Genomic DNA, 12,614 nt, shown 5'->3' with positions numbered 1-12,614 from the left:
TGTACCCGACGTGGGAACCTCGCGAGCGTTGCGGTAGGTTAAGGGGCGTGATCGACATTAATCTTCTGCGTGAAAATCCAGACCTGTTTCGGGCTTCTCAGCGTGCCCGCCAATCCGACGTCGAGCTCGTGGACCACATCCTCGAAGCTGACGCCAATCGTCGGCAGTCGATTAGCGATTTCGAATCCCTGCGAGCGGAACAGAAGTCTTTCGGCAAGAAGGTATCTCGATCCACTGGCGAGGAGAAGACTGCCCTCTTGGCCGAGGTCAAAGAGCTCTCGCAGAAGGTCAAAGCCGCGGAGAACGCCTTGAACGAGGCCCAGGCGAGCCAGGACGAACTCCTCTCGCGCATGGAGAACCTCATCATCGACGGTGTGCCCACCGGTGGCGAGGACGACTTCGTCACCTTGAAAACGGTTGGCGAGCCCCGGGATTTCGCTTCCGAAGGCTTCGAACCGCGGGATCACCTTGAGATCGGGGAGCTTCTCGACGGCATCGATATGGCCCGAGGGGCCAAAGTCTCCGGTGCGCGTTTCTACTTCTTGAAAGGCACCGTTGCTCGCCTCGAGCAGGCTTTGCTGTGGATGGCACTGGACCAAGCCACCAAGGCCGGCTTCACGATGCTGACTACCCCGACGCTCGTCCGCCCCGAAACCATGGCCGGAACGGGTTTCAACGTCAAGCACGACGATGAGATCTACCGGCTCGAGCGGGACGATCTTTACCTCGTGGGAACATCCGAGGTTGCGATTGCCGGTTACCACGCGGACGAGATCATCGATTTCGACGGCGGACCCCGGAAATATCTCGGGTGGTCCACGTGTTACAGACGTGAGGCCGGATCCGCCGGCAAGGATACTCGCGGCATCATTCGCGTACACCAGTTCAACAAAGCAGAAATGTTCGTGTACTGCCCCGTAGAAGAAGCGGAAGGCATGCACGAGAAAATGCTGGCCTGGGAAGAGGAAATGCTGTCCAAGTGCGGCTTGTCCTACCGGGTGATCGATACCGCGGCCGGCGATTTGGGTTCTTCGGCAGCGAGGAAGTTCGATTGCGAAGCGTGGATTCCCACCCAAGGCACATACCGGGAATTGACCTCGACCTCGAATTGCACGACGTTCCAGGCCCGGCGGCTGAACATTCGAGAACGCAAGCCTGACGTCGTCTCCGCCAACGGCAAGACCAAAAAGGGCGGGACCCGGACGGTCGCTACTCTCAACGGCACGCTCGCCACAACGCGTTGGTTGGTCGCGATCTTGGAAACTCACCAGCAGAAGGACGGATCGGTCCGTATCCCCGAAGCACTGCGCCCCTATATGGGCGGGCTCGAGGTCATCCCAGTGGTTGGGCAGAAATAGTCCAGCAACCGGCCGCCGTCCGAACTTGCCCGTCGCATCGCTCCGAAGGCGTGAGACCAGGGCCAAGTCGGGCGGCGTCCCAATTTAACGAGAATTCTTAACCGCCGATTCACCGCGAATTCGCGGAATCGGTGCATACCCGTTATAACGGGTGGATCAGATGAAAGTATGGAAATAATGACTCAAGAAACAATTCACCCGCCGGTGCAGGTGCGCTGGCACAAAGAAGCAGGGGTGAAATACCTGGTAGCCCTCGACGTCGACGGGACCCTCGTGGACCACGACGGTCACATGTCAGAAGACGTCAAGGAAGCCGTTCGATCCGTTGCCCAGGAAGGGCACCACATCGTGGTCTCGACCGGCCGTTCGAAGGGCGCGACCTTGCCGATCGTGGAACTCGCCGACATCGAGTCCGGCTACGCGGTCAGCTCCAACGGCGGCGTGACACTCGAAATCGGCAAGCAATACGTGGACGGTTATAAAATCATCGACGCGGTGACCTTCAGACCGGCCAAGGCGCTCGCGGCTCTCCACGAAAAACTGCCCGGCGCAAAATTTGCTCTCGAGGCCGCCGACGGGTCGTTCTTCTCGACGGCCCACTTCCAGGACCGGAGCTTCGGCATGGAAGCGCAGACCGTTTCCCTCGAAGAAATTCTCGACATGGAAGCCGTCCGCGTGGTGGTTTTCTCGACCGAAACGGACATCGATTCCTTCGCCGAAATCATCGACGAAGTAGGCCTGCACGGTGTGACCTACTCGGTGGGCTGGACTCCCTGGCTGGATATTGCCGCTCACGGAGTTTCCAAGGCATCCGCCCTCGAACAGATCCGCAAGAATCTCGGTGTCGACCCCGCCCACACCATCGCGATGGGCGATGGTCGGAACGATATCGAGATGCTCGAATGGGCAGCTCGCGGCGTCGCCATGGGACAGGCTCCGGAGGAAGTCATCGACGTCGCCTCCGAGGTCACCTCGTCGGTTTACGACGACGGCGCCGCGCACATCCTGCGCAGCCTGCTGGACTAGGGAGGAACCACCGGCCGTGCGCAGAAACAGATTGTTGCTTACACCCAGAGCGCACCGTCGTCGGCGTTGGCCGTAAGCTCGGAGACAGGACGTTATCCGTAAGGAGCCAGCATGAAAATTGCTATCGCGCAGATCAACAGCAGCGAGATTGTCAGCGAAAACCTGAGCAAGGTGCAAGATTGTACGCGCCGCGCTCGAGAAGAAGGCGCGGAACTCGTCGTCTTCCCGGAAGCTACCATGTCTGCTTTCGGCAGCGACCTTTTCGCAGCAGCAACCGAACATGCCGAGATGTGGAAGACCGAAATGCAGTGGCTCGCCGCGGAACAAGAGATATCCCTGGTGACTGGCGAATTCGCTCCCGCAGAGGACGGCAAAGTACAAAACATCCTGGCCGTGTACACGCCTTCGGGCGAGCGACTCGATTACGCCAAGATTCACCTCTACGACGCGTTCGGATTCACGGAGTCCGACGACGTGGCCCCTGGTAAGCACCCGCTCGTGGTCAACATTGGGGGAGTCTCGGTGGGCATGTCCCTGTGCTACGACATCCGGTTCCCCAAGTTGTTTGCCGAATTGTCCCGCAAGGGCGCACAGGTTTCCTTGGTGGCCGCGTCATGGGCCGCCGGAAGCGGCAAGGTGGAGCAATGGGAAACCCTGGCTCGTGCCCGCGCCCTGGACAGCAACACGATCGTCGTCGCGGTGGATCAGGCCGACCCGAAGGTCTCCGGCGTCAACGTCAATCCCAAGGCTCCGACCGGCGTCGGACACAGCATCGTCTCCGACCCATTCGGTCACGTCATTACCTCGTTCGGGGAGGCAGAAGAATTGCGGGTCATCGAACTGGATCTGGCTGTGGTCGAGCAAGCAGAAAAATCGATCCCTGTCCTGAAAAACGCAAAACTCGGTTATTAGAATCCCATTCCGGGGCGTCTCAGACAGTGGATTCTTGCTGAACTTGGGGCGAACCCGTTGACTTACCGATAACTGCTTGAAATTCTCAATATAAGCATTATCACTGGTCGGTTATGGATTTAGGGATGTGGGACCGTGGCTCCGTCGAAATGCAGGACCGCTGTCGCCAGCGTGCTGTTGATTTCCTTCTCCATGCCGGTCCTTTCGGGTTGCACAGGAGCAACGAGTGATTCCAGTGTGGCCAGCCTGCCCGCTGAGACGAGCACCTCTCCGACGGAGCCATCCGAGGGCTCCGCATCGGGTGATGCAAGCTCGCCGAGTGGATCCACGGGCCAACACCGACAGTTGGACGTCATCGATGATCCGTGCGCGAATTCCTGCATCAAGGGCGGAACCATTGAGGTCCAACATCCTGCTTTCGGCCCGATGACCGTGATTCCGTACTGGAACAAGCGAGCCGATGACAACGGTTCGCCCGCAGGGAATGCCGCTTATGCCTTGTACCAACACGATAAGGCCGTCGGCTACGTGGAGGATCCGAATCAAAAGCTTCTCTGGTTCGGTGCCAGGCCGGTTGATCAGGCCAACTCAGACGTGTGGAATCTCGAAAACGGATCCAACGTGGACAAATACGGCAATGTTTACCTCAGCTACAACGGCGGGGTAACCGTTCTCACCCCGACCGATCAGGGGTACAACTCCTATGATTCGATGCCCAGCGGGACCAACCCTTTCAAAAATGCATCGTTGCATATCGACCCTTCCGGGGAACCGACCATGACGTATTCAGAAGACGGTAAAGAGCGGGAACACCACTGGGACGGCAATCAGTTCGTCGATTCCGAAGACTTCTGAAATTCGTTTCCCGAATCGCCAAAGGCCCGCATCTGGTTTCGGATGCGGGCCTTGTGCTGTCCGGGAATTCAACTCCTGGATGATTCGAAGTTGCTTGCCGGGGCAGGGTGCGGTTGATGACCTTATCGCGCGCCGGGTGTCGTTGCGCACTTGTGCAGCGGCAGTTCACGGCTGTGACGCCGGCTCGCCGTGGCACCGTGCTCAAGCGGCAGTGAACGTCTTCACTGGCGGATGAGCAGCGATCAACTGTCGATGACGTAAACCGCGCGGGTACCCGGTTCGAGTGCCTCGAAACTGTGCTCGACGTCGCCCGCGAACGTCAGGAAGTCACCCGGATTGAGTACGGCTTCCTCTCCGTCGCAGACCGCCCGCGCTTTTCCTGCCGCCAACACAATATGTTCGACGGTTCCCGTGGGGTGAGGGCTGGATTCCCGGGGCCGGCCGGGCTCGGCACTGATGAGATAGACATCGCGCCGAACCCCCACCTGGCCTGCGGATAGAAGCGCGGCCGAATAGCTGGCATTCGAAGAGGGGAGCTGAGGCAAATTCTGGAGTCTCACGAGGGAGATGCGACCGCGGGGAGGGTCGAGCAGTTGTGCTAGCTGCACCCCGTACGAGGTGGCCAGCGCCCACATGGTTTCGACGCTGGGGTTCCCGGATCCGGCCTCTAGCTGAGAGAGCGTCGACTTGCTGACCCCGGCCCTCTTGGCCGCCTCGCTCAGACTCAGACCGTGCCGGGCTCTCTCGCGTTGGAGTGCCTGCGCCATGCGCAGTTTTTGCGCATCCGGTTCCTCGGGCCCATCGGTGTGGCGTGAGTCGGGGAGTTCGACGTCGAAGTTCATGTCATCAATATATTGGACGTTCGTATTTCTTGACGAACGTTCGGGCAAAGATGCACCATAATACCCATGCGTTCGATTTATAGAACGGTCCCGCGGTACTTCTCCGATACCGTGGCGCCGACCCAGCGTCGCAATGCGATGGCGATCTTCCTGACCCTCGGTGCCGTGGGGCTTTCCTACGGTGCGCTGTCGCAATCCTCTGGATTCGCGATCTGGCAAACCGTTCTCTTGGCTGCTCTTGCAACCAGTGGCGCGGCGGAGCTTACTTTTGTCGGCGTGATCGCTGCGGGAGGAGCCCCGATCTTCGCGGTATTGGGAGGGCTTTTGGTCAACTCCCGCAATTTCGCTTTCGGTCTCAGCGCGGGGGAGTACGTGCCCCGAGGCTGGCGCCGACTCCTTGCATCTCACATGGTCAACGACGAAACCGTCGCTTTTGCCCGATCGGTGAGAGGGCGTACAGCCCGCTGGCAGCATTTCGTCGTCATGGCCGTACTTCTGTTTCCCGCCTGGGTCGGCGGCGCCGCGCTCGGCCAATTACTCGGGTCTGTGGTCGACGCCGACGCACTCGGCCTCGACGCCGCCTTTCCCATCATTCTGTTCTGCCTCGTGGTTCAGGACCTCAAGAATCCCCTCGTCGCAATCATCGCCGGCGGAGGAGCGATACTCGCGATCGCGGCCACTCCTGTGTTGCCCCTGGGGCTCGGAGCCGTCGCGTCGCTCGCGATCCTGATTCCGGCGGCCGGATTTATCTGGGCCAAAGGCCACATTCGCCAATCCCACACGAGCGCCGAAGGAGGCGAGGTATGAGCACAATTCCCTTCGTGATCGCCTTGGCCGGTCTGGTCATCGGAACCTACATCCTGCGGTATGTGGGTGTGAGAATCGGTTCGATGTCCGGTACGGACGAGGAAACCGAAGAACCCACGACCGCTCGCCTTTGGATGGACCGGGCCACCGTGGTCCTGATCTGTGCAGTCGCCGCGACCACCATGGTCTTCGAGGGGCAGGACATCGCCGGGCCCGCGCGCATCATCGGAACTTCAGTCGGAATCATCGCCGCAATCGTCAAAGTGCCCCTTCTCATCTGCGTGATCCTCGGGATGGCTACCTGCGCGGTCCTTCGCCTGTTTGGCGTCGCGTAAGCACCTCGGCGATGTGGTCCAACGCTTCCTCATTCTGAAGCGAAGACCGATCTCCCAGTTCCCGCCCTTGGTACAGCTCTCCGAGAAGGCGCCGAGTGATCTTGCCCGACCTGGTCTTGGGGATGTCCTTGACCACGATGACTTCCTTCGGCTTGGCGATGGGACCGATCTCCCGGCTCACGTGGGCCCTCAGGGTTTCCCGGAGCTCACTCTCATTCGGGGCCCGGTCGCCCGCGACGGTCACGAACGCGATGGCGGAGTGCCCCGTGAGCTCGTCCTCGACGGGGCAGACACCTGCTTCGACGACGGCTTCGTGGGTCACCAGAGCCGACTCGATCTCGATGGTCGAGAGTCTGTGCCCCGAGATGTTGATGACGTCGTCGATCCGGCCGAGGATGAAGGTGTCGCCTTCGTCGTCGACCTTGGCGCCGTCCCCGGCGAGGAACCAACCGCGCTCGCCGTAGTGCTTCCAGTACGAATCCAAGTACCGCTGAGGATTGCCCCACACGGTGCGCGCCATCGAGGGGCCGATTTTGTCCACCACGATGAATCCCTGGGTCGACGGCTCGACGTCCTGGCCGGACTCGTCCACAACCCGCGTCGAAATCCCCGGAACCGCCCGAGTTGCGCAACCTGGTTTGACCCGCGTGTGCGGTGCATCGTCCGGGAACGAACCGGCAGGTGCGAACTGCGGATCATGGGGTCTCGGGGAACACACGGTCGCTCCGGTCTCGGACTGCCACCATGTATCGATGAACGGAACCTCGCCGGCGCCCACGTTGTCGCGCAACCAGCGCCACGCTTCCGGATTGATGGACTCACCGACTGATCCCAGAAGCCGCACGGACGCGAGGTTATAGCTCGCGGGAAGGCCCTGCGGAAAAGCGCCCATCAAGGAACGGATGAGGGTCGGCGCGGTGTAGTAATTCGTGACGCCGTACCGTTCGATGATTTCGAAATGGCGACCGAAATGCGGGGTGTTGGGCGTCCCCTCGTAGATCACCTCGGATACCCCGTTGAGGAGCGGACCATAGATCTCGTAGGTGTGGGCCGTGACCCAGGCGAGATCGGCGGTGCACCAGTGAACCGTGGAATCGACTTTGCCCGCGTCATTCTCCGCGGAAAGCTCATCCGGACGGACTTCCCCGCTCTCGTCCAGGGTTTCGGGAAGGAGATCGAATAACAGGGCATGAGTGTATGCCGTCTGGGTGAGGTAGCCGCCGGTCGTGTGGACAAGTCCCTTCGGGCGGCCGGTCGTTCCGGAGGTGTAGATGATGAACAGAGGGGTTTCGGCTTCGAAGAATTCCGGCTCGTGCACATCGGATGCGCTCTCGATGAGGTCGTGCCACCACACATCGCGTCCGGTCGTCCAGGGCACGGCTTGCTCGTCCTTGGAACGGAAGCCTTTGTCGGACGGGGAGAGCGGAACACCCGCGGGTGTCTTGCGGCCAGGGCGTGAGGTCCGACGGACCACCACGACGTGTTCGATCGAGTTGTCTCCCGCGCAGGCCTCGTCGGCGTTCTGCTTGACGGGAACGACCTTGCCCTTTCGGTTCTGACCGTCCGTGGTCACCAGAACCTTGGCACCGGTGTCTTCGACCCGAAATTTGAGCGCCTCGGCGGAGAATCCGCCGAATACGAGCGAATGCACGGCCCCGATCCGAGCGCAGGCAAGCGTGATGATGACGGTCTCCGGAATGACCGGAAGATAGATCACAACGCGATCTCCTTTCTCGACCCCCAGATCGAGCAGAGCATTCGCGGCACGGGAGACTTCCGTCTGCAACCGAGCGTACGTGTAGACCTCCCGGTCTCCGGGCTCTCCCTCGAAGTACAGGGCAACGTGCTGACCGCGTCCCGCCTCGACGTGCCGGTCTACGCAGTTATAGGCCGCGTTCAGTCTGCCGCCTTCGAACCAGGCGATCTCGGGCACGCTGAACTCCGGTGCTCCGTCCTGGTCAGTTCCTATGGGCCGCGGCTTCTCGAACCGGTGCGCGGTGTGCCAAGGTTCGGCCCAGGACAGGCGACCTGCCTGCTTCTCCCAGAAATCAACGCGGGCCGCGTCGGAGATCGTGGCGGGATTCGGGGTCGGCTTGTGAGGGTCAGAGAAGACAAAATTTGTCGGAAGAGTCATGATCGTTCCTATCCGTTGCGGATCCTTCACGCGTTTTCCGGGGCAGTGCCCCATCGGCGTTGGGTCCATCGTTCAAAGATTCCTATCAGGGCGTCAGTGATTTTGCCCAGTATTGCCAAGAGAATGATCGCCAGAATCAGGCGGTCGGTCCGGCCGTTGCTCTGCGAATCGGTCAGCAGGAAGCCCAGGCCCATCGAAGCTCCTACGAGCTCTGCGGCCACCAGAAAAAGCCATGCCTGGGCCAGGGCGAGTCGGAGACCGGAGACCACGGACGGCATGACCGCCGGAAGCTGAACCGTCGTGAAAAGTCGTAGGCCAGTGATCCCAAATGAGCGGGCGGCCTCGATCAGCTGGCGGTCGACGTGTTTCAGCGAACCGGCGACCGTGGTGTAAACGGGAAAGAATGCACCGATCGCGACGAGAATGACCTTGGAGTTCTCGCCCACGCCGACCCAGAGCAGCATCAAGGGGACCCAGGCCAGAGACGGCACCGCTCGCACCGCTCCCACGGTCGGACCGGCCAAGACGTTCGTCCAGCGTGAGAGACCGATCAACGCACCAATCGCCAGCCCGAGGGCGCTTCCGATGAGGAAACCCAGGATCACCCGTTGTGTCGAGATCCCCACGTGCTGCCACAGCTCGTGGCGCTGAACCAACTCGACACCGGCATCGACCACAGCCGATGGGGCCGGAAGCTGAATCGGTGAGAAAACACCGGTCGAGGAGAGCAGATGCCACACCAGCAACATGATCAATGGTAGGACCAAGCCCAGGCCGCCTAAGGCCCAACGATTTCTCGGAAGGAATTTCACGCTCTACTTCCCCTCAATCCGTCTGGCCGCGGAACGCGCATCCGCTGCCTCGGCGTAGTGCTTGTCGATGATGTTGGCCACGGCGTCGTCGACGTCCTTGCGCTCCGAGACGTCTCCGGAATCCACGAGGATTGGTGCAACATTGCTGAGCACTTTGAGTTGCTCTTCGCCTGGTACGGGGTCGATATCCAAATGAGTTCGGTCCCAGACCTTCTCAGCGACCCCACCGGAAACGGCTGCTTCTTCGGCGAATAATCGCGTCGCCTCGCTCGGATTCTTCAGGGCCCACTCTCTGGCGTACGCATAGACGTCGACGACGAGCTGAGCACCCTCCGGATTCTGTTGCAGGAACTCTTCCCGAGCGTTGAGGAAACCCCACGTGTTGAACTCCAGATTCCGGTAGAACAAGACGTCACCGCCTTCATCCTCTGCAGTCGCCATGATCGGGTCGAGCCCTGACCACGCATCGACTTGATGGGTATCGAGCGCGGCCCGACCGTCGGCATGCTGCAAGTTCACGACCGTGACGTCGTCCGTGCTCATACCGGCCGCTTTGAGGGCCTGAACTAACAGGAAATATGGGTCCGTCCCCAGCGTCGCCCCGACGGACCGGCCTGCCAGGTCCTCGACCCGTCGAATCGACGATTCCGGCGTGCGCATGAGGGCCGACCATTCCGGTTGTGAGAAGAGATCAATGGTTTTGAGCGGAGCCCCGTTCGCTCGTGCCAGAAGAGCGGCCGAGCCCGCCGTAGACCCGACGTCTATGGCTGCGCCGATGAGGTTCTGATTGGCTTTGTTCGAACCCGCCGACTTGAGCCACGTGACCGATTGCCCCAGATCGGCCGCGGCCTTCTCGAGCCATTCCTTCCTGCGAATGATCAGAGACAACGGGTTGTACGTCGCATAGTCGAGGGTGATGCTGCTGGTCGCGTCCGCGTTGATGACGCCGCGTCCAGCGCCCTCGCCGGGCATGCACCCGGACAGGGCCAGGGTCACGACGCCGAGGCCGGCGGCCCGCACTGCGTCTCGACGGGAAAGATTGATCATGAGGTTGGGGTCCTTGCGAGGAAGTCGAGGAGGGGATGAACGAGGAAACCTTGGGCGCGGGCCGCGTTGGCGCAGCGGGTCACACGTCCCGAAATGCCTCATGTGCGGTCGTGTCCACGCCCAGCAGACCCAAGAGGTGGCCGCGCATTCGGACCAGTTGCGCGTCCTCACGGGAACGAGGACGCGGCAAACCGACCTCAATGCTTTCGACAATCCCCGCCGGTACTCCCGGTGCCGTGCGGCCGAGTATGACCACACGGTCGGATAGGTACAGGGCCTCGTCGACGTCGTGAGTCACGAGGAGAACGGTGGTGGGGTCCTGACCGTGAATGTCCAGCAACAGGTCCTGCATTTTCAGGCGAGTCAGGGCATCCAGGGCCCCGAAAGGCTCATCGAGGAGGAGCACTCTGGGGTTGCGTGCCAGGGCCCTGGCCAGGGACGCGCGTTGAGCCATGCCCCCGGAGACTTCCCCGGGGCGATGGCTCGCGTGCTCTCCCAAGCCCACGAGGTCGATCAGCTCGGCGACTCGTTTGCGTCCGCCGTTCTTGCTCGCATTCTTCGGCAGACCGAGGACAACGTTGTCCGTGACGGAACGCCACGGCAGAAGCCGTGGTTCCTGGAATCCCACAGCGCACCGGGGATCAATTTCACGTACTGGCGTTCCATCAATCGTGACGGATCCTGCGCTCGCGGTGTCGAGTCCGGCCGCTGCACGCAGAAGAGTCGACTTCCCGCAGCCCGAAGGGCCGAGCACCGCGACGATTTCCCCTGGTTCCGCGGTGAAGGTCACGTCACGGAGAACTTCGGACCCGGCAGTGCCGCGCCTGGATCCCGGGAATGACTTTCCGACGCTGTGGAACCGAACCGAAGCCGCTTTCCTCCGGGCTTCCTGCGCACGTTCCGTCGGGTGCGTCGAGGCCACAATCAATCACTCCATCGAGTCCTGGCGTTAGCACCGTGCTCGTCCGCGGAGGATCTGTCCGCCGGTCGGGGCGAAGGATCACCGTGGAGATGGGTTGCTGCGACGTCATCGAGCCAGGTCTCTCGGTCGCTCTGGATGGTTTTCCTTTCCAGTTAATCCCGTGTGCTCCAAGGGCTCCAACTCGCGAGGGACTGTTGCGGGACATGAACCGCTGACCGTCAAAGTCCGTAACCCTGGTGCACGATGCGAATGGAGTGGAATTGACGCATGTCACACCGGATGCCATATTAGTGAACGAATGGTCAGTAATTCGAAGTCTGTCCCACCCAGGAGTTCTTATGCCCGAAATGCCCGCAGCCTTCCTCGTCAGTGGAGCCCGCACTCCGGTGGGTCGATACGGCGGTTCACTCTCCTCGGTTCGCCCTGATGACCTCGCGGCGCTGTGCATCGGCACCGTCGTTGAGGAGGCGGGAATCGACCCGGCCGACGTCGATGAAGTCATTCTGGGCAACGCCAACGGGGCGGGTGAGGAGAACCGGAATGTTGCCCGTTTGGCCTGGTTGCTGGCCGGTTACCCGGATTCGGTACCGGGGATGACGGTGAATCGGTTGTGTGCCTCGGGGATGTCCGCGATCACGATCGCCTCCCAGATGATCAAGGCCGGTGCCGCGGATATTGTGGTCGCCGGCGGCGTGGAATCGATGTCTCGCGCGCCCTGGGTCATGGAAAAGCCGACCAAACCGTTCTCCAAGCCCGGTGAGGTCTTCGATACTTCGATCGGCTGGCGCTTCGTGAATTCGAAATTTGTGGACGGTCCTTTGTCCCGTAACGGCAAGGCTACGTATTCGATGCCGGAGACCGCGGAGGAGGTTGCTCGCGTGGACGGAATCACGCGCGAGGAGGCAGACGAATTCGCGGCGCGCTCCCAGGAGAAGGCCAACGCGGCGATCCGGGCGGGCAGGTTCGCGAACGAAATCGTGCCCGTCAAAGTTACCGGTCGTAAGGGCGAGGTGAATCTGGTCGAGACCGACGAGGGCCCGCGCCCGGGTACCACTACCGAAGTTCTGGCCAAGCTGAATCCGGTCGTCAAAGGCGGATCCGTGGTCACGGCCGGCAACTCCTCTGCCCTCAACGACGGCGCCTCGGCGATTATCGTCGCCAGCGAGAAAGCTGTGAAGAAATACGGATTGGAGGCTCGCGCCCGGGTCGTGGACGGTGCATCCGCCGGTGTGCCTCCGGAAATCATGGGCATCGGGCCCGTCCCCGCGAGTCAGAAGGTCCTGGAACGTTCAGGGTGGGGCATCGGGGACTTGGGTGCCATCGAAATCAATGAAGCCTTCGCGACCCAGTCTCTCGCCTCGATCCGTAGACTCGGCCTGGATCCGGACCTCGTGAACAGGGACGGCGGAGCGATTGCGTTGGGACACCCTCTCGGTTCTTCCGGCTCCCGAATCACCATCACACTGTTGGGTCGAATGGAGCGCGAGGGTGCTTCGAAGGGCCTCGCGACCATGTGCATCGGCGTCGGGCAGGGCGCCGCTCTCCTCCTCGAAAGGGTATAGAC

General features: G+C 61.3%; 12 protein-coding genes and 1 riboswitch. Of the genes, 7 read left to right on the top strand and 5 right to left on the bottom strand.

The features are described from left to right. Nucleotides 1-47: 47 nt before the first annotated feature. The 4 genes from serS to EWV35_RS07135 all read left to right on the top strand — a co-directional run bounded on the left by serS (nt 48) and on the right by EWV35_RS07135 (nt 4,151). Nucleotides 48-1,358, top strand: coding sequence for a serine--tRNA ligase (serS, locus tag EWV35_RS07150; RefSeq protein ID WP_129659862.1), 1,311 nt, complete (start codon nt 48-50; stop codon nt 1,356-1,358). A 177-nt stretch (nt 1,359-1,535) separates the two neighbouring features. Then, on the top strand, nt 1,536-2,384 hold the full coding sequence (locus EWV35_RS07145) for an HAD family hydrolase (protein WP_129659860.1): 849 nt from the start codon (nt 1,536-1,538) through the stop codon (nt 2,382-2,384). A gap of 111 nt (nt 2,385-2,495) precedes the next feature. Then, a complete protein-coding gene (locus EWV35_RS07140) occupies nt 2,496-3,296 on the top strand; it encodes a carbon-nitrogen hydrolase family protein (RefSeq protein WP_129659857.1) in 801 nt (266 codons plus the stop codon). Between the two features lie 135 nt (nt 3,297-3,431). Further along, nucleotides 3,432-4,151 (top strand): hypothetical protein, encoded by a 720-nt coding sequence (locus EWV35_RS07135; RefSeq protein WP_129659854.1) that lies wholly within the window; start codon nt 3,432-3,434, stop codon nt 4,149-4,151. 242 nt (nt 4,152-4,393) lie between these two features. Here EWV35_RS07135 and EWV35_RS07130 read toward each other — a convergent pair whose 3' ends face one another. Further along, nucleotides 4,394-4,993, bottom strand: a complete 600-nt coding sequence (locus EWV35_RS07130; protein WP_129659851.1) for a helix-turn-helix domain-containing protein — start codon at nt 4,991-4,993, stop codon at nt 4,394-4,396. A gap of 66 nt (nt 4,994-5,059) precedes the next feature. Here EWV35_RS07130 and EWV35_RS07125 point away from each other — a divergent pair, with 66 nt between their 5' ends. Together EWV35_RS07125 and EWV35_RS07120 are read left to right on the top strand one after the other, a co-directional pair. Further along, nucleotides 5,060-5,800 carry an AzlC family ABC transporter permease gene (locus EWV35_RS07125; protein WP_129659848.1) on the top strand — a complete coding sequence of 247 codons (741 nt, stop codon included), beginning with the start codon at nt 5,060-5,062 and terminating at the stop codon, nt 5,798-5,800. Further along, nucleotides 5,797-6,135 (top strand): AzlD domain-containing protein, encoded by a 339-nt coding sequence (locus EWV35_RS07120; protein WP_129659845.1) that lies wholly within the window; start codon nt 5,797-5,799, stop codon nt 6,133-6,135. The genes EWV35_RS07125 and EWV35_RS07120 overlap by 4 nt, the downstream gene beginning before the upstream one ends. On the opposite strand, the gene EWV35_RS07115 is transcribed toward EWV35_RS07120, so the two are convergent. The 4 genes from EWV35_RS07115 to EWV35_RS07100 form a co-directional block, all read right to left on the bottom strand. After that, on the bottom strand, nt 6,098-8,269 hold the full coding sequence (locus EWV35_RS07115) for an AMP-binding protein (protein WP_129659842.1): 2,172 nt from the start codon (nt 8,267-8,269) through the stop codon (nt 6,098-6,100). The genes EWV35_RS07120 and EWV35_RS07115 overlap by 38 nt on opposite strands. Nucleotides 8,270-8,295: 26 nt before the next feature. After that, on the bottom strand, nt 8,296-9,081 hold the full coding sequence (locus EWV35_RS07110) for an ABC transporter permease (protein WP_238654258.1): 786 nt from the start codon (nt 9,079-9,081) through the stop codon (nt 8,296-8,298). 3 nt (nt 9,082-9,084) lie between these two features. Continuing rightward, on the bottom strand, nt 9,085-10,128 hold the full coding sequence (locus EWV35_RS07105; RefSeq protein ID WP_129659839.1) for an aliphatic sulfonate ABC transporter substrate-binding protein: 1,044 nt from the start codon (nt 10,126-10,128) through the stop codon (nt 9,085-9,087). 79 nt (nt 10,129-10,207) lie between these two features. Further along, nucleotides 10,208-11,050, bottom strand: a complete 843-nt coding sequence (locus EWV35_RS07100) for an ABC transporter ATP-binding protein (protein WP_202976053.1) — start codon at nt 11,048-11,050, stop codon at nt 10,208-10,210. A gap of 8 nt (nt 11,051-11,058) precedes the next feature. Further along, nucleotides 11,059-11,192: riboswitch (SAM riboswitch) on the bottom strand. Nucleotides 11,193-11,397: 205 nt separating this feature from the next. On the opposite strand from EWV35_RS07100, the gene EWV35_RS07095 reads away from it, so the two are divergent. Then, on the top strand, nt 11,398-12,612 hold the full coding sequence (locus tag EWV35_RS07095; RefSeq protein ID WP_193554098.1) for a thiolase family protein: 1,215 nt from the start codon (nt 11,398-11,400) through the stop codon (nt 12,610-12,612). The last annotated feature ends 2 nt before the right edge of the window (nt 12,613-12,614 follow it).

Source organism: Rothia uropygialis (assembly GCF_004137765.1).
Lineage (GTDB): Bacteria > Actinomycetota > Actinomycetes > Actinomycetales > Micrococcaceae > Rothia.
Note: the sequence above shows the minus strand (reverse complement) of the source record. Positions and strands in the feature narration are given on the sequence as shown.

What these genes read in the sequence shown, in the direction of transcription:
- EWV35_RS07095 (WP_193554098.1), top strand. Translation starts at nt 11,398, where the DNA reads ATGCCCGCAGCCTTCCTCGTCAGTGGAGCCCGCACTCCGGTGGGTCGA.
- EWV35_RS07140 (WP_129659857.1), top strand. Translation starts at nt 2,496, where the DNA reads ATGAAAATTGCTATCGCGCAGATCAACAGCAGCGAGATTGTCAGCGAA.
- EWV35_RS07145 (WP_129659860.1), top strand. Translation starts at nt 1,536, where the DNA reads ATGACTCAAGAAACAATTCACCCGCCGGTGCAGGTGCGCTGGCACAAA.
- EWV35_RS07115 (WP_129659842.1), bottom strand. Translation starts at nt 8,269, where the DNA reads ATGACTCTTCCGACAAATTTTGTCTTCTCTGACCCTCACAAGCCGACC.
- EWV35_RS07125 (WP_129659848.1), top strand. Translation starts at nt 5,060, where the DNA reads ATGCGTTCGATTTATAGAACGGTCCCGCGGTACTTCTCCGATACCGTG.
- EWV35_RS07120 (WP_129659845.1), top strand. Translation starts at nt 5,797, where the DNA reads ATGAGCACAATTCCCTTCGTGATCGCCTTGGCCGGTCTGGTCATCGGA.
- EWV35_RS07105 (WP_129659839.1), bottom strand. Translation starts at nt 10,128, where the DNA reads ATGATCAATCTTTCCCGTCGAGACGCAGTGCGGGCCGCCGGCCTCGGC.
- EWV35_RS07130 (WP_129659851.1), bottom strand. Translation starts at nt 4,993, where the DNA reads ATGAACTTCGACGTCGAACTCCCCGACTCACGCCACACCGATGGGCCC.